Origin of the sequence: Paraburkholderia phymatum (assembly GCF_038900715.1) — a bacterium.
Lineage (GTDB): Bacteria > Pseudomonadota > Gammaproteobacteria > Burkholderiales > Burkholderiaceae > Paraburkholderia > Paraburkholderia phymatum_A.
In genome coordinates this window covers 1-24,252 of record NZ_JAYMRZ010000043.1, presented here as the reverse complement: position 1 = coordinate 24,252, position 24,252 = coordinate 1, and the positions used below count along the sequence as shown (strand labels likewise).

At 58.6% G+C, this 24,252-nt stretch carries 15 protein-coding genes and 10 pseudogenes; 7 read left to right on the top strand and 18 right to left on the bottom strand.

All coding sequences use genetic code 11. From position 1 onward, the window contains the following. The first annotated feature begins 168 nt into the window (after positions 1 to 168). Positions 169 to 1,365 carry a pectate lyase gene (locus tag VSR68_RS40910; RefSeq protein ID WP_342937616.1) on the top strand — a complete coding sequence of 399 codons (1,197 nt, stop codon included), beginning with the start codon at positions 169 to 171 and terminating at the stop codon, positions 1,363 to 1,365. A 730-nt stretch (positions 1,366 to 2,095) separates the two neighbouring features. Here VSR68_RS40910 and VSR68_RS40905 read toward each other — a convergent pair. Continuing rightward, on the bottom strand, positions 2,096 to 2,257 hold the full coding sequence (locus VSR68_RS40905; protein ID WP_342945125.1) for a hypothetical protein: 162 nt from the start codon (positions 2,255 to 2,257) through the stop codon (positions 2,096 to 2,098). Between VSR68_RS40905 and VSR68_RS40900 the strand changes: the two genes are divergently transcribed. Beyond that, positions 2,244 to 2,573, top strand: coding sequence for a hypothetical protein (locus VSR68_RS40900; protein WP_342937614.1), 330 nt, complete (start codon positions 2,244 to 2,246; stop codon positions 2,571 to 2,573). The genes VSR68_RS40905 and VSR68_RS40900 overlap by 14 nt on opposite strands. Positions 2,574 to 2,627: 54 nt before the next feature. On the opposite strand, the gene hypF is transcribed toward VSR68_RS40900, so the two are convergent. The 7 genes and pseudogenes from hypF to ectB form a co-directional block, all read right to left on the bottom strand. Further along, on the bottom strand, positions 2,628 to 5,003 hold the full coding sequence (gene hypF, locus VSR68_RS40895; RefSeq protein WP_342937613.1) for a carbamoyltransferase HypF: 2,376 nt from the start codon (positions 5,001 to 5,003) through the stop codon (positions 2,628 to 2,630). Next, complete coding sequence (gene hypE, locus VSR68_RS40890) at positions 4,997 to 6,022, bottom strand: hydrogenase expression/formation protein HypE (protein WP_012406424.1); 1,026 nt, start codon at positions 6,020 to 6,022, stop codon at positions 4,997 to 4,999. The genes hypF and hypE overlap by 7 nt, the downstream gene beginning before the upstream one ends. An 82-nt stretch (positions 6,023 to 6,104) precedes the next feature. After that, positions 6,105 to 6,692, bottom strand: a complete 588-nt coding sequence (locus VSR68_RS40885) for an isochorismatase family cysteine hydrolase (RefSeq protein ID WP_342937612.1) — start codon at positions 6,690 to 6,692, stop codon at positions 6,105 to 6,107. A 1-nt stretch (position 6,693) separates the two neighbouring features. Beyond that, positions 6,694 to 7,002 carry a hypothetical protein gene (locus VSR68_RS40880; protein ID WP_342937611.1) on the bottom strand — a complete coding sequence of 103 codons (309 nt, stop codon included), beginning with the start codon at positions 7,000 to 7,002 and terminating at the stop codon, positions 6,694 to 6,696. A gap of 158 nt (positions 7,003 to 7,160) precedes the next feature. Beyond that, positions 7,161 to 7,742 (bottom strand): GNAT family N-acetyltransferase, encoded by a 582-nt coding sequence (locus VSR68_RS40875; protein WP_342945124.1) that lies wholly within the window; start codon positions 7,740 to 7,742, stop codon positions 7,161 to 7,163. Between the two features lie 943 nt (positions 7,743 to 8,685). Next, positions 8,686 to 9,102 (bottom strand): annotated as a pseudogene (locus tag VSR68_RS40870) (DDE-type integrase/transposase/recombinase); the annotation flags it as partial. Between the two features lie 118 nt (positions 9,103 to 9,220). Further along, positions 9,221 to 10,489: a diaminobutyrate--2-oxoglutarate transaminase gene (gene ectB, locus VSR68_RS40865; protein WP_342945123.1), complete on the bottom strand. Its 1,269-nt coding sequence runs from the start codon at positions 10,487 to 10,489 to the stop codon at positions 9,221 to 9,223. Between the two features lie 683 nt (positions 10,490 to 11,172). Here ectB and VSR68_RS40860 point away from each other — a divergent pair. Next, positions 11,173 to 11,832: pseudogene (locus VSR68_RS40860) on the top strand (hydrogenase small subunit); the annotation flags it as partial. Between the two features lie 310 nt (positions 11,833 to 12,142). Then, positions 12,143 to 12,313: pseudogene (locus VSR68_RS40855) on the top strand (DDE-type integrase/transposase/recombinase); the annotation flags it as partial. A gap of 5 nt (positions 12,314 to 12,318) precedes the next feature. On the opposite strand, the gene VSR68_RS40850 reads toward VSR68_RS40855, so the two are convergent. Beyond that, a complete protein-coding gene (locus VSR68_RS40850; RefSeq protein ID WP_342945122.1) occupies positions 12,319 to 13,335 on the bottom strand; it encodes a 1-aminocyclopropane-1-carboxylate deaminase in 1,017 nt (338 codons plus the stop codon). A gap of 47 nt (positions 13,336 to 13,382) precedes the next feature. Further along, positions 13,383 to 13,521: pseudogene (locus tag VSR68_RS42985) on the bottom strand (IS5/IS1182 family transposase); the annotation flags it as partial. A gap of 602 nt (positions 13,522 to 14,123) precedes the next feature. Here VSR68_RS42985 and VSR68_RS40840 point away from each other — a divergent pair. Next, a complete protein-coding gene (locus VSR68_RS40840; RefSeq protein ID WP_342945121.1) occupies positions 14,124 to 15,293 on the top strand; it encodes a porin in 1,170 nt (389 codons plus the stop codon). Positions 15,294 to 15,445: 152 nt separating this feature from the next. After that, positions 15,446 to 15,560: pseudogene (locus VSR68_RS40835) on the top strand (IS6 family transposase); the annotation flags it as partial. Here VSR68_RS40835 and VSR68_RS40830 read toward each other — a convergent pair. The 8 genes and pseudogenes from VSR68_RS40830 to VSR68_RS40795 all read right to left on the bottom strand — a co-directional run. Further along, positions 15,560 to 16,804 (bottom strand): ATP-binding cassette domain-containing protein, encoded by a 1,245-nt coding sequence (locus VSR68_RS40830; protein WP_342945120.1) that lies wholly within the window; start codon positions 16,802 to 16,804, stop codon positions 15,560 to 15,562. The pseudogene VSR68_RS40835 and the gene VSR68_RS40830 overlap by 1 nt on opposite strands. Then, positions 16,731 to 17,111, bottom strand: a complete 381-nt coding sequence (locus tag VSR68_RS40825; RefSeq protein WP_342945119.1) for a hypothetical protein — start codon at positions 17,109 to 17,111, stop codon at positions 16,731 to 16,733. Before VSR68_RS40825 ends, VSR68_RS40830 begins: the two co-directional genes overlap by 74 nt. Positions 17,112 to 17,165: 54 nt before the next feature. Beyond that, on the bottom strand, positions 17,166 to 17,846 hold the full coding sequence (locus VSR68_RS40820; protein ID WP_342945118.1) for an ATP-dependent Clp protease proteolytic subunit: 681 nt from the start codon (positions 17,844 to 17,846) through the stop codon (positions 17,166 to 17,168). 463 nt (positions 17,847 to 18,309) lie between these two features. Continuing rightward, a pseudogene (locus VSR68_RS40815) lies at positions 18,310 to 19,053 on the bottom strand (IS6 family transposase). Positions 19,054 to 19,124: 71 nt separating this feature from the next. After that, positions 19,125 to 19,811: pseudogene (locus tag VSR68_RS40810) on the bottom strand (branched-chain amino acid ABC transporter substrate-binding protein); the annotation flags it as partial. Between the two features lie 374 nt (positions 19,812 to 20,185). Next, a pseudogene (locus VSR68_RS40805) lies at positions 20,186 to 20,596 on the bottom strand (alcohol dehydrogenase catalytic domain-containing protein); the annotation flags it as partial. 118 nt (positions 20,597 to 20,714) lie between these two features. Further along, a pseudogene (locus tag VSR68_RS40800) lies at positions 20,715 to 21,117 on the bottom strand (MFS transporter); the annotation flags it as partial. Next, positions 21,114 to 22,235: pseudogene (locus VSR68_RS40795) on the bottom strand (tetratricopeptide repeat protein); the annotation flags it as partial. The pseudogenes VSR68_RS40795 and VSR68_RS40800, both read right to left, overlap by 4 nt. Positions 22,236 to 22,756: 521 nt before the next feature. Here VSR68_RS40795 and VSR68_RS40790 point away from each other — a divergent pair. Continuing rightward, positions 22,757 to 23,218, top strand: a complete 462-nt coding sequence (locus VSR68_RS40790; protein ID WP_342937833.1) for an iron-sulfur cluster assembly accessory protein — start codon at positions 22,757 to 22,759, stop codon at positions 23,216 to 23,218. Positions 23,219 to 24,252 lie beyond the last annotated feature (1,034 nt).

The following is a 24,252-nucleotide window of genomic DNA, read 5'->3' as shown; positions in this document are numbered from 1 at the left end:
AATCCTGGGCGCGCGCAGAGCTGCGTTAACATTCACGTCGCCCATGCGCGCATCAGATTGCGCAGCCTGATGCGGACGTGCATCGACGTTTAAACCGAATGCACCTTGGGCCGGGCATCTGCCCATTGCCGGTTCCTGGCTTTATGCATTCTCGAATGGAAGAAACGAATGAACTGGCGGCTACTCATGACAATATTAATCGCAAATCTACTGTGCGCTCGTGGCAGCGCGCATGGGGCGTCTTCTGCGCCAGATCCGTCAGCAGCGACAGGCTCGCAGTCCAGTGAGGCAGCAATCACCGCGCGCCTGCCGACGAACACCGGCGGCTTCGCAACGGCGACCGGGTCAGACGATTCCGCCGTCACGGTTGCCAGCCTCGCTGATCTGCTGGCCGCATTCAACGCGCGACAGCACCACATCCTTGTCAAGGGGGAAATTTACGGCGGGCCGCGACTGACGACCGTCACCTTCGCCACCACAGACTGGAACAACACGACGATCGAAGGCGCCAGTGGAGGCAGTGCAGTGCTGAAAAACATCCAGCTCAAATTTGACGGCGAGATGCTGCCGGCAGGCAAGAACATCCAGAATGTCGTGATCAGAAACATCACCTTTCATGGCGTTATCCGGGACCTTCAGGCCCTGCCCGCTCAAGTTTACGGCACATCCAGTAACGCCGGTATCAATTATGAAGGCGTGTCGCTTCGACGGGTCACCAATGCGTGGGTCGATCATTGTGCGTTCTACGATACGAGCGACGACCTAATGAGCGTGACACTGTCGTCGGATAGGGTGACGGTTTCCTATAGCCGGTTCTATTTCACCAGCGAGTGGCTGACGATGCACCCCGATCCTATGTGGAACTGGGCGGGCAAGAACCAGGACTTGGCCAATGAACGTCTGGCGATGCTGGTTGGCGCAAACAGGCAGGATTCTTATGCATATGGAGGGAACAGGCTGCATGTCACGTTGCACCACAACCAGTTCGGCCCGAACCTAAAGGGACGTCCGCTGCTGCGGGGCTGGATTCACGCCTATGACAACTATTTCGATAACGGGGCGACACCCACTGGCCTCACGGCGGCTGGGTCAGACGAGACCCAGTACAACGCTCTGCAGATTGGCAGCGGCGGCGTTGTCTATTCGGAAAACAACTATTTTTTCAGGACAAACCAGAGCATTCAGGTTGGCCTTGATTCGCCGGGCGACGTCTACGCTTTCCATGAGAACGCAAACCGGTACGACCAGACCACCGGCAGATCGGCAAGGGGCGAGGTTTTTTCACTCGCGCCCGTCGGTTACGCGTATCGGGCCGGGACAGCCTCATCTATCCTCAAAGCCGTGCAGACCTTCGGTCCTCGCTAGTAGCAAGCATGAACAGGACGACTGCCCGTGGCTGTTGGATTTGTCTCACGGGCATCGACGTCAGTAAAGGCCGACGGTCGCCAGCGACGTATCGCGGGGCGCCGCAATATTCGTTCGCAGATTGGGATTCCCCGCCGTGCAACATGCAACGGTGATCGGTATGTGCAGGTGGGATCGCGTTTCACTTCAGGATGAAAGTGAGGGTTCCGTATTCAGGCCGGTCGAAGCCCCCGCTGTTGGGTCCGTAGTCGCCCCGCCGGCCTCTGGTCTTACCTTGACCGCAAAGGCTTCAATGTCGGGCGCGTCGAACTTCGTCGCGATGACGTAGTGGTTGTAGAGAAGCTTCCAGATGGTCGTATGTCGCCGTAGTCCCCGTTGGAGATCGTCGGCTACCTGACATCGCTTTCCTGATACAGCACTTCGGACAGTGGGAAGCCGCCGCCAATGGCCTTCGAGATCAGGGGCGCGTCGGGCACGATGCCCCGCCAGGTCTAACGCGAACATCGTTCAGGTCCGGCCGAGTCCCATCTGAATCGTCGATCAGCAGTGGGATGCCGAAACGTTCGGTAAGGTCGCGCGCCCCCGTAGTCACGAGGGCGGCGCTGGAATCAGCCCGCCTTCGCCCAGCACCGCCTCGACGATGACCGCGGCAGGCGCGACGATGCAGCTTTCGGGATCATTCAGCACGCGCTCAATGTACGCTAGCGAGAGTGCTTCCGTACCCGCCCCGTCAGCGCGGAAGGGGCGGCGGTACGCAATGCACGTCCGGCATCAGCGATGCGACGTCCGTCTTCGCGTTCAGGTTGCCCGTCAGGGCGAACGCACCCGCGGTCATGCCATGATATCGGCCGCGAAACGCCAGCACCGAGCGCTGGCCGGTGGCCGTCTTCATCGGCTTGACGACGGCCTCGGTCGCGTCGGAGTCGGACGGCCCGCAGAACTTGGATGCGGGCCTGCCGCGCGAACATTTCTGGCAGCGCGTCGAACAGCGCTTCGATGAAGCAACTCTTCGCGGGCGTCGTGAGGTCGAGCGCCTGGAGCAGTTGGTCCGGCTGAAAATATACAATCACGCGGTCGCAGACGTACGGGTGATTGTGGCTCAGCTCCAGCGTGCCGGCGCGAGACAGGCAGTCGAGACACTCCTTCCCATCGCTGTCGGCCACGTGCGCGCGCCAGCGTTGCCGAACTACCTCGAACATATCGGATAGATCGAACAATTCAGCATCTGGTCTGTTCGTCGGTTCAATCCCTGAAAGAGCCATTTATATGACGGACTTGCGTTCCGCTGTGATTCTCGCGCTCGCGACGACCGCTTGCCCGAGTGCAATACCGCCGTCGTTGGTCGGCACGTCGCGATGCGCATGTACGTCGAAGCCTCGCCGCCGAAGTTCGACCAGTGCATTCACCAGCAGAAATTCATTCAGGAACACGCCGCCGCTCAGCACGACCGTGTCGAGCGCATGCCGGCTACGCAGCAGGTCGCACAGCGACGCAATCGCCAGTACGATCGTCGAATGAAAGCGTCGGCTGATCGTCGCCAGCTCGACGCTACCGGCAGTATCCGACACGACCTGCCGCACGAGCGGCCGGTAGTCAAGCTCGATCGGCGCGTCGGCGGACGGGTCAAAAGCGTAACGATACGGTTCGCTCATCGCCAGATCGCGCGCAAGCAGCCCCTCGAATTCGATCGGCCCGTGTGCTTCATATTCCGCCCGCGAGCAAACGCCCGCCAGCGCCGCGACGCCGTCGAACAACCGCCCCATGCTCGACGCGCGCGTCACGTTGATGCCCTTCCGCCACATCGTCGCGTACACGTGCCGCGCTTCATGGCCAAGCGCCGCAAGCGCGGGCACGCACGCCAGCATGCCTTCATCGCCGTCGAACGATTCGAGCGCAAGTGCGAGTGCCGTGCGCACCGGTTCATGCACCGCCTTGTCGCCGCCGAGCAGCGACAGGTAACGCAAGTGTCCCGCGCGCTGCACCGCCCGCGCGTCGCCGATGAAAAACTCGCCGCCCCAGGTCGTGCCGTCGATGCCATAGCCGGCGCCGTCCAGAATCACTCCGATGGCCGGTCCGTCGAGCCCGTTGTCGGCGAGGCACGACGCCATGTGTGCATGGTGATGCTGGACCTGCTGACGCGACACATGTGTGTCCGACGCGAGCCGGGTCGACCGGAACGATGGATGCAGATCGCAGGCGGCCACTGTAGGCTTCACGCGATACAGGTCTGCCAAGTGCGACGCGATCGTCTGGTGCGAACGAAACGTGTCGTCGTTGCCGAGATCGCCGATATGCTGGCTCACATAGATTCGCTCGCGATCCGCGAGCGCAACTGTCGTCTTCAGTTCCGCGCCATAGGCGACTACTGGCGCCATCGATCGACCGACTTCTATTACGTATGGCGCGAAGCCTCGCGCGCGCCGGAAGAAACTGATCTGCGGTTCGGGCAACTGAGGGTGGTTCGAGCAACGAATCACGGAGTCGTCGATACGAATCGCGATGTCGCGGTCGTTCAGCAGCACCAGGTCGGACACCTCGAACAAGCGCACGAGTGCCTCCTCGTTACGATACGCAATCGGAAATTCAGACACGTTTCCGCTCGTCATCACCAGTGCCGGCAGGTCGGGATCGGACAGCAGCAGGTAATGCAGCGGCGCCGACGGCAGCATCACGCCGAGGTTCGGATTGCGCGGTGCGACGTTCTCCGCCAGGCCAACGCCGTTTAACTTGCGCAGCAGCACGATTGGCCGGCCGGGCGACCTCAGCCATTGCGCCTCAAGTTCGCTGCAGTCGGTCCAGCGCCGGGCCGTCTCGACCGACGCCATCATCAGCGCGAACGGCTTCGAATTGCGGCGCTTGCGGTCGCGCAGCCGCGCGACCGCGTCCGGATTGCGCGCGTCCACGACGAGATGAAAGCCGCCGACGCTCTTGACCGCGACCGTCAGGCCCGTGCGCAGCGCGTCGATCGCCGCGCGCAACGCGTCGTCGCCGGCCGACAGCATCCGGTCTGCATCATATAGCTCCACCCGCGGCCCGCATTCCGGACACGCGTTCGGTTGCGCGTGATAGCGGCGGTTGGACGGATCGCGGTACTCCGCTTCGCACCGCGTACACATCGTGAACGCGCGCATCGTCGTATTGATGCGATCGTACGGAATCGCCTTGATCAGCGAGAAGCGCGGCCCGCAGTTTGTACAGTTAATGAAGGGATAGCGATAGCGCCGGTTGGCCGGATCTGCCATCTCGCCCAAGCAGGCATCGCACACGTGCGAATCCGCAGGCAGTTGCGCTAGGTTACTGCCGCTACGCTCGCTGTCCCGGATCACGAAGCGCTCCGTCGCGTCAAGCAGCGGCGCGACGCAGTGCGACTGCAGCGACGCTACGCGCGCAAGTGGCGGCAATTCCGAGCGTAGTGCCGCAGCGAAATCGGCCAGTGCGTGCGCGTCGCCCTCCACCTCTATCAGTACACCGTCGGCATCGTTCAGCACCCAACCGCGCAACGCGCGCGACGTCGCAATCCGGTACACGAACGGCCGGAAGCCGACGCCCTGCACCACGCCGGTAACACGCACGCGCCATCGAGTCGGCCCGTTCGCGCCGGCGTGCGGAGCGACGGCGGTTGCGTTGCCGGTCAACATAGGCGCGGCAACTCCGCGCCTGCCAGTTCCTCAATCGTGCGCAGCTCGCCGTTGCGGGTGCGCATGACGACTGCGCGATCGCCCGCGTCGCGCACCTCGCCGATCTCGACCGCCTGCCTGCCGTATGGATGACCGCGCAGCACCGTAAGCACCTGCTCGACATGCTCCGGCGCGACGAACAGGCAAAGGCAGCCTTCGTTCGCCATGTTGATCGGATCGACGCCGAGCATGTCGGCCGCCATCGCGGTCTCCGCCTGGATCGGTAGGTCGGCTTCACGAATTTCGATCGTCGAATCGAGCGCGGACGCATATTCGTGCATCACGGCCGACAAGCCGCCGCGCGTGACGTCGCGCACCGAGCGCAGCGCGCTTTCCGGCATCGCGTCAAATAGCATGGCCAGCATACGGTTGAGCGGCGCGCAATCGCTCAGCACGCGCGTCTCGAATCCGAGCCCTTCGCGAATCGACAACAGGTGGATCGTGTGATTGCCGATCCACCCGCTCAGGATAACGCGATCGCCCGGCCGCACATGCTTCATCCGCAGTGGAGCGCGCCCGAAGAATCCAACGCCCGTCGTGTTGATGAAGATCCGATCCGCCTCGCCCTTGCCGACGACCTTCGTATCGCCCGCGACGATCTTTACGTTCGCTTCGCGCGCCGTGTCGCGAATCGACTCCAGCACTCGCACCAGGGTGCTCAAGGGCAGACCCGTCTCGAGAATCAGTGCGAGCGACAGGAACTTCGGCGTCGCTCCCATCACCGCCAGATCGTTGACGGTGCCGCACACCGCGATCTTGCCGATGTCGCCGTTGCCGAACAGCGGTGGATCGACGACGAATGAATCCGTCGTCATCGCGAGGTATCCACCGTCGACGTCGAGCAGCGCGCTGTCCTCCATTTCGCCGATATAGGTATCGCCCAGCACCGACACGATCATTTCTACCAGTTCGCGGCTGAGTTTGGCACCCGTGCCGTGGTCGAGTACGATCGCCGAGCGCGAAAGATCATTGATATTCATGGATGCTTCGATCGAAAGTTTCGGGATACATGCTGTCGTCCGCTGGCCGCGTGTGCGGCACCGCGACCGGCGAGCCCGTGCGTCAAGGCGTCTTGATCACCTTGCGAGGCAGGTGACCGAACGCGTCGATCGTGCGTAGTACCTCGGCCGATTCGGTCACGGTCGCGCAATAGGCATCGAGCCATTCGAGCGCTCGCTTCTTGTCCGTTTCCTGCGCGGACACGACACAGTCGGACGGCACCCAGATGTTGTATCCACGAAAGAACGCATCCGCCGCCGTGGTCTGCACGCAGATCTGCGTCTGCATGCCGGTCACGACCACGGTGTCGACGCCGCGCGCCTGGAGCATTTCGTGGAGATCGGTCTCGTAAAAGCCGCTGTCCTTGTTCTTTTCGACGACCAGATCCGATTCGACGAGGAAATCGGCGATTATCTGTGCGCCTTCGCTATCTTTCGTCACAGGCAGATAGCCGTTGTACCGCTCGGCGTTCGCGTCGTCTTCTCGATTGATGAGTTGCAGGTGTACGATCTCACAGCCTCGGTCCCGCATGCCGTCTAGAAACCGGCAGAAATTGTCCTTCGCGTCGGCCACGGCGCGAATGCGCTCGGGATTCTTGTTTACCAGTTCGTACTGGAGATCATTCGTCAGAACCGCAATGTTGCTTGCCATGTCATGCATTCCTGTCGGATAGGTGAGTGACGGCCGCGGTCGCGCTGACGGCCGCAGCGGCGTCGATGGTTGTTTTCGCTGCGCCGACGCCCGCACGGCGCGCGTCGAGCTCCACGCGGCCGATCGTGTCAGCCGTGCAATAGATCGTACAGAGCGAAGCGGCCGGCGGGATCTTCGCCGCGATATGCGGCGTGCCGGCCAGCCAGTGCGCGAGCACCTGCGCGACCAGAATCCCCAGCCGATCGCGAGCACGATTGCCTTCGCGGGGTGTGGCGCCGGCGGGTCGCACCGGAATCGCACGGCCAGCCACGTGATCAGCCGAGTCACCGCGTAAGTCATCCCGAAGCTGCAGATGCCCTACACTACGGCTGCGCGGCCCACGATCCACGGCCCAACCGCATGGTTCGCATGAGCGGCCCACACACCCTGCACGCACATCGCGAGGAGCGACGCCAACGTGGGCTGGCGTCATGCGTCGTCCCGCTCGACGGACGTGGTCTCGAACTCGGACTCGCCGATAGTCGGCGTGTCCGAGCGGTGCCAGAACGTTTTCGTGCGCTTCTGGTAGGCGATCACGTCGTCCACGTACGCGCGCAGAAAATAACCCGTGATCACGCGGCCGTTCACGCGCGCGAAGTCGTCGAGTCGGCCGTACTCAACGAAACCAAGACGACGCCATAGCTGCTCGGCCTTACCATCGCTGCGTACATCAATGACGATCATTTCGCAGCCCATCTCCTTGACACGTTCGAGCGCAAGCCGCCAGCCGTTGAGCACGAACCGCCCTCGATACCCAGGCTCGATCACGCAGCGCTTCATTTCGACGATGTGCCGCCGCGCGGGCAACGCTTGACGCGCGAGAATCAGCATGCCAACGATCCGACCGCCCGGCCGCTCGCGTGCGATCAGCAGGTCAACCGCGCGCGCGCGGAGGTCGGCATCGAGAGACTCCATCATCTCGAGACCGGTCGACGCGGTGATGGGCTCGAAGAATCCGAGCGTCGTCTCGCGCGTCGATACCGTATTCATCAGGTCGACCAGCTCGGTCATGTCCTGTCGCGACAACGATGACGGCCATTCAAATGTCATAGAGCCCTCATGCAGTGAAATACCGGATCAGGGAAATCGCGCCGCGGCGACGCATCGCGCGCTGCGCGGAGGACCGCGTGCAGCTCACGCGAGCGCGCCGGCTTTCGGCCACAGTGTTGACCGCCACAACCGGTGCCGTCATAGCCGTCTCAGGGATTCGGTGCCGGCAAGCGCGCGCTGTGCGCGACTTCAACGAAGTAAGACACGAACGGCGCGTTGAGCTGACGAGGTGTTCGACGAGGCGCGCTTCGTTCGCCGGGTCTTGATCGTGCGCGTGATCACGTTTCAGAACCATATTGACGTGATCGTCGGGCGTTCATCTGAGGAGTACGGAGGATAATCACATCGATCAACCTCACGCGCAATGCAGAAAGTGGATGGAATTGACCTGCATCAGGCCGATGTCTACCGTTCCGGTGGAAATACGGTGAGAGGCACGGGTTCTGTCGCAATAGCGTAGGTGAGACCAGACTTATCGCTTCTGGGTCGCTGCCGCCACTTGAAATGGAATCGCCCCGCAAGGTAGAAGGATGGCATAGATCGGACAGGGGTCAAAGATAGGAGCGGGTTCTCACTGCCGACGGCATCGGATGTGCCAAAGTACAGGCTCGAAACGTTGACAGACGGAGAACCCCCTGATGAAGCTTGCCGCGGTCGGCGTAGCTGCTGCAAAACGCGCGTTTCGATTGCGCTGGGTAGAAGCGGAAACCATCAGCTGGGAGCGGCGCAGCCTGTGACGTCGACGGTGGATTCGGCTGGTATCCGTGGGTTGGCTCCTCACATTACAGGGTGCCGTCTTGCGAACCTGCCGCGCTCTCTGTCCGAGAGTCTGCCGTAAAGGCTGTCTCGTAGTATCTTGGCGGATTTTTCGCGGACCGTGCTGCGCATGTCTTCATGCAGACTGTTGTTCCTCCGAGATCGGTGTTCCCAGCTCCGCGTTGAGAGCATCCGGCGCCGCCAGATTCGCGCCGCCTTTATCAATTGTCACCGTCTCGGGCACGCAGTTTTGGTCGATGGACTTTTCGAAATAGCGCCGCAGCCTTATCACGATGGGCACGCAGCAGAAAATCCACGGTATTTCCTTCTTTGTCGACCGCGAAATACAAATACTTCCACTGGCCTCCGACCTCGGTATGCGTTTCACCCATTCGCCAGCTCCGCCAGACGGCTCGCTTGTTGCGGCGAAACGCCTTTTCCAGAGCGGCAACACCTTGATGGTCGAGCGGTGCACCACATATCAGCGGACACACGTCAGGATCACATCGAGCGGATAGTGCAAACGCTTAAGCACCCGTGCCAAAATTGGATTCAGAGTCGTCATCGAGTGTCCGACCGTTCGCATTGTCATGACACATGATACCGGACGCTTATCGCGACAAAGCTCGAAGACTGCCTATGCTTATCCATTTTCAAACCGGCGGCCGTACAGGAACCAAAACCTATCCGAGCACGTTGTCGATGCTGCATCTCAGTATCTGCATTGCTTCCTCGATCTGATCATCGGTCGTCACCAGCGGACAAAGACACTTTATTACCTGGCCGGAATGCCCGGATGTTTCGATGATTAGCCCCTGTCGGAACGCCTCGGCACTAATCTTGGTTGCCAAGGCGCCTGATTGAACGTCAATGCCACGCATCAGTCCGAGCCCGCGTTCCTCGGCCTCAACTTGACGATATCGCAATAAATCTATCAGCTCGAGAAAGCCTTTCCTGACTATTTCTCCTTTCCGCCGGACCTCGTCTGCGAAAGCATCGTCCGACCAAAAGTATTCCAGTGCCTTCGCACCGGTAATCATGGCCGCATTGTTTCCGCGGAACGTACCGTTGTATTGCCCTGCCTCCCACTGATCATGCTCAGGGCGAATCAAGACCTGCGAGAAAGGCAATCCAAATCCCGACAGCGATTTCGAGTTGGTCACGAGATCCGGTACCACCCCCGCGTGCTCGAAGCTGAAGAACCGGCCGGTCCGACCGCACCCCGCCTGGATGTCGTCGATGATCAACAAGATGTCTTGATCTCGGCAGACCGTTTCCAGCTCTTGCAGCCACGCCGGAGAAGCGACATTGATTCCACCTTCTCCCTGCACCACTTCAACGATAACAGCTGCTGGGTAGTCCAGACCGCTGGAGCGATCGCTCAGGCATTTTTTGAAATACCTTAGGGTATCGACACCTTTGCCAAAATAATTGTCGAATGGCATTAACGCGTTGCCCATGGACGGCAAACCGGCTGCGCTCCGAAGCCTCGCATTTCCCGTGAGGGCGAGCGAACCCATGGTTATGCCGTGGAAGCCGTTGGTGAAGGAAACAATGTTACTTCGTTTCTTTATCTTCCGAGCTAAGCGAATGGCGGCCTCGACCGCGTTGGTGCCAGTGGGTCCTGTCAGATGCACCTTGTAGTCAAGTCCACGAGCCTTCAATATCAGACGGTCAAAGGTATCTAGGTAAACGTATTTTGCTGCAGTCCAAAGGTCCAGTGAATGAACGAGGTTGTCGCCCCGTAAATACTCTATGATCGACTCCTTCAAAGCCGGATGGTTGTGCCCGTAATTGAGCGCTCCCGCGCCTGCTAAGAAATCAATATAGCGTCGGCCATCGACCGAGTAGATCTCCGCGCCCCGCGCCTTGCAGAAGACGACTGGAAAAGCGCGCGAATAGGTGCGGACATTGGATTCTAGCTCCATTAGCTTCTCAATCATGTGCTCCATGAATTCTCCGGCATAACACTGCATTGGATTTTTATCTGCGCCTAGCCATTCCCTTGGCGTCATCTCTCCGCAAGTCAAGCCGGAGTACGTCGTGATGTTCCGGGCGCAATAGACGAGTGACGAATATATAACCGCGCGGCTGGCATGCTGTGCAAACGCAACGCGGTGCAATTTACCTCGTACTCCGGTTTTCAATAATCGGTCCATTTGTGCGCCATATAGACCATCATGTTGCCCTAGTCTGGCGACACCGGCGTCATTGGCTTCTCGTAGATACAAGGATCGGCACGATACATTTCATAAGATTCATGGCATCTACAGTTGTTGCGAGAGCGGGTTCACGGCTTGTTCAGCAAGAGCCGCACCAGAACATGACGAAGTCGTTAGACATACCGTTCAATATGACTTAGTCAGAAGTGCTACACGGCACTGGTGTCGATCATTTGCTAGTAACGCGTTTGTTTTGTCGGGAAACGGACATTTATCAGCCCGGCGCAATTTCTCAACAAATATCCGCCAACGTTCCGCCGTCCGGCAACTTACGAGGGTTCGGACCGGCATGGCCCGAAAGCTGCTTAGAGTCGGTCCGCGGACTGGGCCTGATCAGCGTGTGGAGCAACAGGAACAGATCAATGACAACTCCGACCTCCAATAGTTGCAGCCGTGTAGCGGTGTGGTCCGCAATGATCTTCCCTACTGGAAATTTGTCGGCGAAAGGGGGTGGTTTGGAAAGCTTTTACGATGTCATGCGAAGTCATGGGGCGACGCGGCGCAGTTTCCTCAAGTTTTGCAGTTTGACCGCCACGGCGCTAGGGCTCGGTTCGTCGTTCATCCCTCGTATCGCGCACGCATTGGAAACGAAACCACGGACCCCGGTAATCTGGCTACATGGCCTCGAATGCACGTGCTGCACTGAATCGTTTATCCGCTCCTCTCACCCACTTGCGAAGGACGCGATCTTCTCGATGATTTCGCTCGATTACGACGACACGATTATGGCGGCGGCCGGCATGCAGGCCGAAGCAATCCTGAACGACATCATGACCCGCTACAAGGGCAGCTATATCGTCGCCGTCGAGGGCAATCCGCCACTGAACGAAGACGGCATGTTCTGCTTTCCTGGCGGCGAGCCGTTCATCGAAAAGCTCAAGCGTGTATCCGCGGACGCCAAAGCGGTGATCGCGTGGGGTACTTGCGCATCATGGGGCTGCGTGCAGGCAGCAAAGCCTAACCCGACTCGCGCAACACCGATCGCCGGCGTGATTCTCGACAAGCCGATAATCAAGGTGCCAGGTTGTCCCCCGATTCCCGAGGTAATGGCTGCGATCATCACATACGTGGTAGAACGCGTCCTGGCCCGCCTCGGAGCTTACGACGCTTCGAAGTTCGGCTGGCAACGCCCATTTCTGCCGACGCTGTTCAATCAGCGACAGCATCGCCTGCAGGCAGGATAGGATGCGGCCTGTGGTCTGCGTCACCGTATGTACGGCCAACTGATCGCGGCGGCCATCATGTAACCCGACTTTCCACTTCGCCATTGCCAGCTCAAGCGACACCGCCAGTATAACTTCCTCGGCGCATCGCTTGGAAACCTGTTGTGCACGCACGATGCTCTCCTTTGAGCAAGCGTTGGCGAGTTGATTTTACGGATAAACGCCGATCAGGATTTGGCAGATCCAGTACCTTTACAACATCGTGGAGCAGGACCATCGCGCAATCAAGCCCATCATCGGGCCTATGATGGGCTTCAAGGATTTCCGTTGCGCGCGCATCATCCTGTCCGGCATTGAGTCGATGCACATCTTCGCAGAGGGCGGATGTTAACCCTGTCATCCGTCGCGGAAGATAAAGCTATACGCGCTCAACGCCGGCACGCCGCCCAGATGCGCATACAGCACCTTCGAGCCTTCGGGAAATTCGCCGCGCCGTACCTTGTCGATCATCCCGTGCATCGACTTGCCTTCGTACACGGGATCGGTCATGACGCCTTCGAGCCGCGCGCACAGACGAATCGCTTCCAGCGTGCCTTCGTTCGGCAGGCCGTATTCGGGACCTCCATAGCGCGTATCGAGGACGACATCCTGCGCGGTGATGTCGCGGCCCAGATCGACCTTTTCCGCCGTGTGCTTTGCGATACGCGTGATCTGCTCGCGCGTCTGCTCGGGCTTCGCCGACGCATCGATGCCGATCACGCGATCCGCGCGCCCATCCGCCGCGAAGCCGACGATCATGCCCGCCTGCGTGCTGCCCGTCACCGAGCACACGACGATGTAGTCGAATCTGAAACCAAGCTCGGCTTCCTGCTGACGTACTTCTTCCGCGAACCCCACGAAGCCCAGACCGCCGAGCGGATGTTCCGAGCAGCCGGCGGGAATCGGATACGGCTTGCCCCCCGCGGCGCGCACGCTGTCGAGCGCTTCTTCCCAGCTTTTGCGAATGCCGATGTCGAAGCCGTCGGGCACGAGCCGCACATCGGCGCCCATGATGCGAGACATCTGGATATTGCCGACGCGGTCGTACACGGCGTCGAAGTAGTTGACCCAGTTCTCCTGCACGAGCACGCACTTCATGCCCAGATGCGCGGCGACGGCGGCGACCTGGCGCGTCTGGTTCGACTGAATGCCGCCGATCGACACGAGCGTATCGCAGCCTTGCGCGAGCGCATCGGGGATCAGGTATTCGAGCTTGCGCGTCTTGTTGCCGCCGAACGCAAGGCCGCTGTTGCAGTCCTCGCGTTTCGCGTAAAGCTCGACCTTGCCGCCGAGATGCTGCGAGAGCCGCTTGAGCGGCTGGATCGGCGTCGGTCCGAAGGTGAGCGGGTAGCGCGTGAATCGTTGCAGGTTCATCGTGGCTCCGTGTAAGTGATTTTGCGCGTTCATAGTATGAGGCCAGTTCAAAAATGTGACGCTGCTCGTTTGAAAATGTTCCCGCAGACGAGCGAGCAAGCAAATTTGAAGAATGCTTCGTGAATATCGCTACGACGATTGAAGCGGATACGAAGACGCTGGGAATTTGTGAAGCCACAAGTGAGTGAGTCCGTCCGTTCTACCATTCACGGGCTCGCGATGTGTGTCGGAGTCGTAGCCGCGATCGCCGTAAATTCCCTTGGGCTTGCGAAGTGAGGTTCTTTCGCGTTAACAAGACCTAATCTAGTGAGCGCTGATCCTTGCACGCTGCCTTCTCTAGCATTCGATCTTCCCTCATAGGCGAATGCTTACGAACCAAATGGCGACTTTCGCACATGGGCGGTTCGCATGAAAACATGCATTGACGATACCAATCCGGCTGACAGCGTTGCGCTATGTCCGCAGCAAGCGATAGCACATTCACTGGGAATCGGCCCATCGTTCAACCTAGCTGCGCGGGCCGGGTTTATCTGCGGGCAGCGTGATGACAGGTTCGCCGTGTCTTAAGGGGGAACACCGGGTTGATCCCGGTAGAAAGTCGCTGGCGCAGTTGTGCACCAACATCTCGGTATTGAACCTAAGTCGGCATAACCTATGCTTTGAAAGCACTTCGGCAAAATCGGATAACAAATTGCGGCAGGGTTCCTGACGACGGCTTGCAATTCGTACCCGCTCCAGCATGTTAAAAAAGTATATGACACTCAAAATATTATGCAGGACAACGGATTATGTGCAATGGTTTCGCAAAGTCGGTCTGTGTAGCTATGTTCGGAGTGTGCTCACTCGCTCAGGCACAAAATAGCGTGACTCCGTACGGAGTTCTCGACGAAGGGATCATGTACCAAAGCAACCTTGCCGACGGAAAGAGGGTTTCGCTTGATTCGCTTGCCGGTGTCATGGGAAGTCGGTGGGGCGTGACCGGTGTCGAGGACCTTGGCGGCGCTTTACATGCGATTTTCACCCTTGAGTCGGGTGTGAACTTAAATAACGGTCAGGCTGCTCAGGGCGGCCTGCTGTTTGGTCGTCAGGCCTTCGTCGGTGTCAAACGCGACAACTGGGGTGGCCTGACATTTGGACGTCAATACGATATGATCTTCTACTTCCCCGAGCCACTCACTGCCGAAGCGCTTGTGGGAGGTGCGCCGGCCGGCCACCCAGGGGACGTGGACAATGCGTGCAACACAGTTCGACTGAATAACTCAGTACGATACATGAGCCCTGACATCCGCGGCGTGAACTTCGGGGGGGCGTATAGCTTTGGTGGCGTTGCCGGTAATTTCACATCTACCAGCGGCTATTCCGTAGGTGCCGGGTACACGAATGGGCCATTAAAACTGGGGGCAGCATTCGAGTATTTTAAGAACCCCACCGCAGCGCCAGGCACAGGCTTTTTTACTGCCTATGGGAATGGTGTTTCTCCTCTTCAGGGTGCCCTGAACAAGGGATATGTTTCCGCTAAAGCTTACCAGTCGGCAGTCGTAGGAGCCAATTACGCGATCGGCCCGGTTATCTTGGCAGCTTCGTTCTCCAACGTCCAATACGCAAATCTCGGCCCGTCGCTCGCAGAGGGAACGGCAATATTCAACAATTACGACGTCGGAATAATGTATCGTTTCAACCCAGATTGGACTGTCGCTGCATCATATGACTATTTGCACTCGAATGGCGTTCAAAACGCTGCCGGCCACGTAGTCGGGAACCAGCATTTCAATCAGGTAACGATTTCGACCAACTACTTCCTGTCCAAACGCATCGATGTTTATTTCGGAATTGGTTGGCAGCAAGCATCGGGAACATCGTCTCTCGGAACGCCCGCTGTTGCCAGCATCGCCAACATGAACGATTCATCCAACAATCGCCAGATCCTTGCTCGCGCTGCCATCCGTCACAAGTTCTGATTTGTGGCTAAGCCCGCCTCATTACCCGAAGAGTAGATCACTCCCTCGCGGTAATCCTCAACGGCACTGTCAGGTTGCTGGAGAGGTGACGGTAGAATGAAGGAATGTAGAAGACGAAATCGCTTTATCATGGCCACCGCTTCCCTGCGGTCGCAGCAAATCGCTTCTTTCAGCGGGTGCCGCGCTCTAACCCGGTGCCGCGCACAATCGTTACCGACCAACTACGCAGTTATCCTGCCGGCAAAGGCCGATATACCTGAACTCGCTCAGGGGTTTTGTCGCGATAACGAATGCCTGCCGACAGCAGCGCTCAAAGGACATCCTCGTCGCTCAGCCGACCCGCCTCTTCGCGGCCCCGGTCGACGGTGACCAAACGCACATTCCCATCCGGTTGTAGTTCCAGCACCCGGGTGTGATACGGGAGCAGCGACGGTCGATGCCCGACACTCACGCAGGTCATGCCGCGCAGGGCGAGCAGCCGGTACAGCCGCGCTTCCGTTGCCACGTCGACCGCACTCGTTGCTTTCGTCCAGGCAAACGTAACGCGCCTGGGCAGCCAGTGCACGCGCGAAGCCTATCCGTTGCTGCTCACCGAGTGACAGCACGCGCGACCAATCGATAACACTGTCAAAGCCACCATGCCGGGCGGCAAGATCAGGCAGTGATACCTCGACCAGGAATGCCTGGAGTTCGCTGTCGGTGAACGCCCGCGCTATCGCCGGATACAGGATCTGCTCGCGCAAGTTACCCAGTAGCATGTACGGCCGTTGTGGCAAGAACAGCACTTCATCGGTGTCCGGCATCGTAATCGTGCCGTTACCCGCGCGCCACAGCCCCGCCATCGCCCGCAACAATGAACTTTTGCCAACTCCGGTCTGCCCCATAATCAGCAGGTGCTCGCCAGCGGAAAGCGTCAGGCACAGGTCCCGCAACAGCGTGCGTTCCCGTCCTGGCGTCTCGACGGTGAGTCGATCGAACCGGATGGCTTGGCCACGATGAAACGTGATCGTGTCGTCCCGACCGGCGCCTTCCTGCTCGACTTCCTGTACTTTTTCAACGATCTGCGCTAGTCGCACCACGTGAGGCGCCGCCGTCGCAAATGTGTGCACGAATCCTGTCATTCGCTGGATCGCGCCCAGCAGCAGCCCTGCGGAAGCGGCGCCCTGGGTCATCGTTCCAAACGTAACTTTTCCGCTGAAATACAGTGGCACGAGGACGAGAACCGGCAATAGGGTCCAGATCAAGCCAAGACCGGCCTCTGCGGTATTCACGACGAGTTGATATCGCAAGGTCGCCAGTGCGATACCAACCGCTCGTTGCAAGCGTTTCCCGATGCTCGTGCCCTCTGCCTGTTCGCCGCGATACAGAGCAATGGTTTCGGCGTAGTTCCGTACATGCAGGATGCCAAAGCGCAGATCGGCTTGCGCCACGGTCGATTCAAACTGCAAGCGAATAAACGGACGGTACAGCCACCACGTAATGACCGTGGTCGCGGCACCATAGGCGAGCACACCGTAAAAACAACGCTGGCGCAATCGATTTCAGGATCCAGCCCTGAACGGACAATCCCGATCCCGTGTATAGCAAGACCCACGGCAACGTCATGGCCATGCCGCAGAACGGCCCGACTTCCTGCTGGATTCGCTGGTCGATATTATCAACATCGTTGTCCTGCTCGATGCGAAAATACGCACGGCCATTCAGATAACGCCGCACCAAGTCGCGTGTCAGCCACGCGCGCCAGTGCAAGGTCAACCGACTGACTACGAAGTTGAAAAACAGGTTAACCACGCCGCCATTGATGACAAGACCCACCAACGTAAAAATGGTGAACAGGTGCCAGTAAGCCCGATGACGGACATACCCTCTTACTTATCGCGCACGGTCTTTTACGTAATAGGACACCGGCGCATCTACAATTTCGTGAGCCATTCCAGTCACCATTCCCTTGACAGAAGCTTCAGCGGGGGTAAGACGCTCTCTATTATTTTCGCTATAGGTTATTGAGTTTATTTCTTTGCGATCCATATTCGTGCACTGACCGTAAATATCTGACAGCATCACCCTAAGGTCGCCCACATCTTCCCTCATGCGATTCAGCTCATCGGGCCGAAAGCTGCCACCGAAATCCTCGTTCGGCGCATGCAGAAGAAAGTGCGCATCAGGAAAGGAGAGGCGATTCCGGGCACCGCAGAACATCATCGTGGCAGCCGACATTACCTCATCCAGATTAACTGTTATTACCTGCACCCTTGAACTCTGAATCGCGCGGTAAGCAATTTGCCCGGCACTCATGCTTCCGCCTCGGCTATCGATGTAAAGGTATATGGATTTTAGCCTAGGATATTTCACGTTCAGTTCATCCAACGCCGACACCAGGTCATTGGCCTTTTGAAGTGTGACAGTTCCGGTATAAAATATCTTGCTGGTCAATACCTCATCGGGCCGGGCCGGGTCTGGGACAGTTTTTGATAAATCGGCATCAGCCGATTCTGCATAAAAAATGGATAGCAGCAACGCAGCACGGAGAACATTTCCGCGAAAAAAATTCATGCCTTCCTCTTTGCAAGAGAAACACTGGTCAATGAGCCATCATTGATGTCAGCGCCGACGGGCATCAAATGCCAGACGGGGATGACTCCAATTCCTCAAGATCATCGCCGTACATCAGGGTCAGAAAGTTGGATTCTGCATGCGATGCAGAATGAATGCCATTCTATCACTGATTGTCAATCGCACAGATATAAAATGTTTTTCTATATCCTAAATATTTTCTGATATTGACCGGTTTGCAAGTGGGATCTAATGAGTTCGCTCTCGAAAAAACGAATCCCTTACTGAGAGTTTAAGATTCGCTACCGCACCTATCCATGCACTCTGTGAGAGACGATGAGCGCGCAAACGAGGTTTCAGCAATACATCAAACATCTGGCTGGCGGCCTGGTCATGCGGACCGCCGGGGTTTTGTCGCGATAACGACGGCGGGCCAAACATGGCTGCACTTACATAGTATTGCTTACATTACCAGCGAGTAGAACTGCTCGGCAACCGTTCGGTCGAGACCGTCGTCTTCCATCTGCTCCTTGCGGATCATATGCATTACTTCGATGCCCCAGAGAATGATGCGCGCACACCGAAAATTCTTGAAGCCCATCATCGGTCTGATGATGCGTTTGATCGCTCGATGATCCTGCTCGACTATGTTGTTCAGGTATTTGTTCTGCCGGATCCTGATCGGTGTTTCGCGCTCTGCGTTAATGGCTTCGAGTGACGCCAGATTCTGGCTTCGAGTGCCGCCAGATTCGCGTCGCTCTTGTCCACGGTAATCGTTTCGGGCGCACCGTTTTGATCAATTGCCTTCTCGAAGTAGCGGCGCGCAGCGACCTTGTCACGATGGGCACGCAGCAGGAAATCGACCGTGTTGCCACGCCTGTCGACAGCGCGGTACAGGTATTTTCCATTGGCCTTTGACCTTGACGTAGGTCTCGTCCATCCTCCAGCTCTTGCCCACCGGTCGCTTGTGGCGGCGGAACACCTTCTCAAACAGCGGCACGAGCTTGATGACCCAACGGTGTACGCTCGAATGATCGACCTCGATGCCGCGCTGCGCTATCATCTACTCGAGATTTCGCAGGCTCAACGAGTAAGCCACATACCAGCGTACGCACAGCAGGATCACGTCCAGCGGATAGTGCACTCGCTTGAAAACCTTGCCGATGCCCGGCGGCAAAGCCTTGCGCGGTGTCTTCGTCTTACCCATGCCGCTCGTCATTCATGATCGAACGCCAATTTTAACCTGGGCGCGTTAGTGCGACAGAACCTGCGTGTCGCCCCCGTGAAAGCGATACCTTCTGGTTGACGGCTCTTGATGGTCGTGAGAATCGCCATCCAGTTCGTTGTCTTGTCGGTGCCAAATTCACGGGCGACTACGTTGCCGCCGGCAGCCTTGACTGACTTTTCGACCTCATCGGCAAGACCTTGACCGTACGCTGTACGGTCGTCGACGATCGCGACCTTGCGCGCGCCAAGATCGCGAACCAGATACAAGCCGATCACCGAGCCCTGTCTCACATCATTCGCAACCATACGGAACACCTTCGTGAAGCCTTGCTGCGTGAGCTTGGGATTGGTTGCCGATTCGGTGATCATCGGGACGCCTGCATCCGAGTAGATTTTGGAAGCAGGTATCGATGTCCCGGAGTTCGCATGGCCAACTACACCCGCCACACCGTCGTCCACCAGTTTCTGCGCGACGGTCACCGCCGTCCTGGGATCGGCCGCGTCGTCCTGCGAGTCGAGCACGAACGTCACGCTTTGCCCGCCAATGCGAATCTTTCTGTTGTTCAGATCTTCGATCGCGAGCCGCACACCGTTCTCGTCGTCCTTTCCGATGTGGGAGAGTTCGCCAGTCAGAGGAGAAACCTGCCCGATTTTTACCGTCAGATCTGCATGAGCCGCGAGAGGTTGCAGGGCAAGCGTCAGGGACGCAAGGCAAATCAATGGCCGGGATAGTTGCATGGTCGTACTCACGATAGGTTGGCTGGGGAACGGATCGACAGAATCCGCGACCCGTTGGGCTCGGCAACACTGCGCTCGCCGTGTAACCATCGTAATGACGCGGCACAGTAGCCAAAATCAGCCGCGAGGACCTTTCTGCAAATTTCGATCGGGATGCGGACACTTTTCGATAATTTTTATCGATGCCTCCTCTCCGGGCAACCTGATCCTTTGCCCTATCGAAGATAACCCGTTGCCATGGATCGTCGTTAGCGCACGTCGCGCGTCTTCCCCATGGTCAGGACCATCCGGAACTTGACGCCACCGCGCTTCATCCTCTGATAGGCGACGAACGCATTCTCCAGCGGCATCGTCTCGATCATCGGGCGCACGCCGATCGAAATCAGGCCCGTGCTACGGGCAAGCATCATTTCGGCATAGCCACCCTCGCACGAAGCGCCGACGATCGGCTGGTTCTGGCAGAGCTGGAACTGGCCGCGGCGACATTGAGGGCATTCGTTGCAGTGTCCGCCGAGACGGCCCACGCCAACGCGTTGGCCGATCTTCCAGATCGATGGCGTCCCCGCTCCAATGGCAGCAATGCGGCCGACAACTTCATGGCCGGGCACGCGGGGCGACTGCAGTGTCGGGGCCGCTCCTTCGATATCACTGACGTCGGCTCCGCAGATGCCGCATGCCTCGACCTCGATCAACACCTGACCGGCGTCCGGTACGGGCATCGGGCGTTCCACCAGTTCAAGAATCCCGGGCTTCGTCGCCTGCATTGCGCGGTAAGTCTTTTTCATCGTCAACTCCTTGTCGTGCTTCGGCCGCCGCAAAGCGCGTCTTGAGGTATCGCGGCGGCCTTCAATGCACGCACCCCGAGGCTTGCAGCCTCGATGGCGCCCGTAACATAGCCCGGAAAGCCGATGATCAGCTTCATTCCCATGAGGTAGATGCCGGCGAGGCAGATACCGACGCCGAAGCGGAAGAGCGCGCCACTCACGAGACCGGTCGACAGCCATGCAAAGCCGAGGTTGAACAGCGCACCGACGACGGCGCTGCAGACGAAGATCCTGCTCGCGCGAAAACGATCGGCGGCGCCGCTCAGCGAGACGACGAGTGTGCCGAGGATGAACCCAAGCTGCACCGCACTCGTCAGCCAGCCGATGTCAGCCGCGCTGATGTGCCAGATTTTCACCAGATCGCCGGCAGTACTGTTTGCACTGAACCACAGTGCAGTACCAAAGAGTTGTGCGATCGAGATTGCGGCGACCGGGCCTATCCCTTCAACGAGCAGTTTCCGCACGCTGGTCGCCCCGATCATCGATTCGCGAGGGGCGCCTGCGCGCTGCGCAACTGGTCGAGCCATCGCTCGTCGCGAGGAGACGGACGACGATGAAGCCGCTCGTTGAGGATCGCATGCGCTTTCCCGGCCTCGCCGCTTCGCATGAGCGCAACCAGAAGCGTGTCCTCGACGACCTCGCGCTGCGCGCCGCTTCCGCCGATTCGCACGACGTCTCGCGCGACCGGCTCGAGGATCTCCGCGGCGAGTGCGTACTTTTCTTCGGCGAAGGCCAACGACGCGCGGCAGATCGCCGGGACGACGGGGCCAGCGGGGAGCTTGCCTTCGTCGATGAGCCTGTTGAGCACGGCAACGCGTTGTTCGACGGCTTTGCTGTCGCCCGTCGCCGCGGCTACCTGCGCCATGTGGAAGTCAGCGAACGGAAAGCCCGCTTCCTTGAAGTAATCCGACGCGTACTTTGCAGCGTCGTCCCACATACCCGCCGGGACGGCGTGGCCGTAGGCCTGCATGCGCCAGAGAAACGACGACGTGTCGCTCACGATGTTGATCGGCGTGCCGAGTGACGCAGCCGGCGCGACATGCTCGTTGTAGATGGCGAGCGCACGCCCGGTGTCTGCGCGCTCAAGGGCGATGAGCGCGCTATGCCATGCGATGTGGCCGTGAAGCACGCCCGTCTTGTCATATTCCGGCAGCCAGCCGGTAATCATGTCTTGCGCCTCGTCGTTCGCACCGGATTCGTACAGCACGTGGGCGACGGCGTGCGCCGCATTCACGTTGTGTCGCCGCACTTGCAGCGCGCGTTGCGTCAGCGTGCGTCCGAGCTGGAGGTCGCCGTTTTCGCCATGCGCCCAGCCTCGATAGGTCAGGAACCACCAGTCGTCGGCATCGAAGTGTTTCGCGTGGCGTTCGCACAGGTCGACGCGTGCCTGGTCATGGTCGGCTATGCCGGAAAACGCGAAGAGGCCGAACGCCCCAAGCGGCATCGACAGGATGACGATGTCCCGCGGCCAGCGGTCGGTGTGCGCGAGCGCGGCGGTGAGTGCCCTGGCCGCCTGTCCGTTGATGGCCAGCGACAGCACGTCGACGTGGCTGCGCTCACGTTCCGTCCCGTTACGGGCGACGAGATCGAGCGCCTTCGCGGAATCCAGCGCGGATGTCGGGCAACGCGCGCGCTTCGCTGTTTTTCATCGAAGTAGTCGTGGACGCGCCCCGTCTTCTATACATTCTGACCACCAGTGTCACGAGAAAACCTGGTTTAATGAAAGTCCCGCGTATTGATGCGCGACAGGGCCGGCCGCAGCCGACAGCCGCGCCCGATTGCTAACGAATTTCCGGAGTAACTGATTTATGGGCCGCCTCGACCGCTACGACCTGCCGCTTTCGACGACTTCCAACCCATCGCCTGCCGATTTGAACCGAGCCGCTTGCGTGAAAGCTCGAAAAGCGGCGTATTGACAGTCGCCGTCTGGCCCTTTCGTTGCCAAATGGTGCTGCTGCGAATCGAACCTTTCCATGACATGTGTTTTGATATCGATAGCTATCGATATCGGTGAACAATGCCGACGAACCTGACAAAACTGACGCAATAATTCAAATCCTAACGCTCATCGCGCGCGTAAAATGATGCGAGACTAAAGGCCCCATACCTCACAAATTCAGCATGGCACAAACCTTGCGTTTATTTGCTTGTCATATAGCGATCAACACTGTCTGTCTTCCTAACCAATTACTGAGAAAAACTTACATGGTTGTTCAACGAACGTCTCTTTTAGCAGCACCTGCGCCTGACATCCCGACTCTCACGCCTCAAGCAGCAGAAAAGGTCGCAGAACTGATCGCGCTGCAAGGCGAAACGCAGATTTACATTCGTCTGTGCGCCGAAGTGCGCGGCTTTGACGATATAAAATATTTCATCGTGCTAGATGATTCAGTCGGTCATTCCGACATGAAGGTAAACACGCAGGGCATTACCATATTTATAGATAACGCCAGCTTGAAGTTCCTCGCGGGCGCCCGGATCGACTATGATGAGCGAGCACCCCACCCGTGCTTCGTGATCGATAGCCTGAACGAACAAACGTTTTGCGGTCACAGTAGCGCCTTCTCGACGTGTCCCCGGTGAAGTCGGAATGCGATGAAACGTGCGCGTGATTCGATTGGAGTCGTAGCGGAAACAAACGGTGGTGGTTGCGTCTCTCCCGCTTGAGCGATCTCCATGAAGGCAAGTTCCGGCAGTTCGTACGTGTGCAGCTGGTCGTTGACTTCGCGCTCAAACCACTTTGCGGACCTTATGGACGAAGACGTCTATGACCTACGCCAAGAAATACGAGGGGGACCACCTCGATCCTGACTTCAGACCTGGAATTCAGTGATCAGATCAATACGTAAGAACCCCTGACGCGTTGGGGGCGCTCATATAAATTATTCTGTGCGGCAATCAAGCGACAACCGGCTTTGGCCATGTCCGTACTGTCGATCCAAACTAAACGTGCCGATCGACGTCCGATTTGCGCGTTGCCGCGAGCCGAAATTCAAGCGATTTTTGCTGGTCCTGACCTCTCGACCCCGTTCTGACCACGTCATCACGCGATGCTGCTACCGATGCATAACACCGGCGCACGAGCTGGGGAGATTACGATAATCTCTTGCAGCCAGGTTGCTTTCGGCAGCCGCAGCAGCTTCGTACATCTTCACGGCAAGAACGTAAGGAGCGGTGTTTGCCACTCGGAATCAGCACGGCTGATGCGATCAAGAAATGAATGTTGTGAGCGAAGCGCGATGCCGACGTCGCTATTGTTCACAAATTACCGCAGTGAGAAGTTGACCCGCAATGGCGTCGATTTCATCCTGGACAAAGGCGATCGCCGAAGTGGTGCATACCTACCTTCGTTGTCGAGCGCGCCGACGTGTGCACCTTCTCCAGCAACGCTGCGACTATGCTGTCTTCGCCGTGCAGCGCTGCCACCATCAGCGGCGTCATGCCCTCAATGCTGCGCGAGTGAATGTCCGGGAAGTCGTGGCTCGACAGCCCATGTTGCGAGCGTTGCCCACGTGACATCGTGGCGGCTTGCGCTTTCGTATGGGACAGTGTTGGTGAGCAGTGACATGATGACGCTCCGGCTCAGTGGATAGGCGCCGCCGTCACGCGCGCCCGAA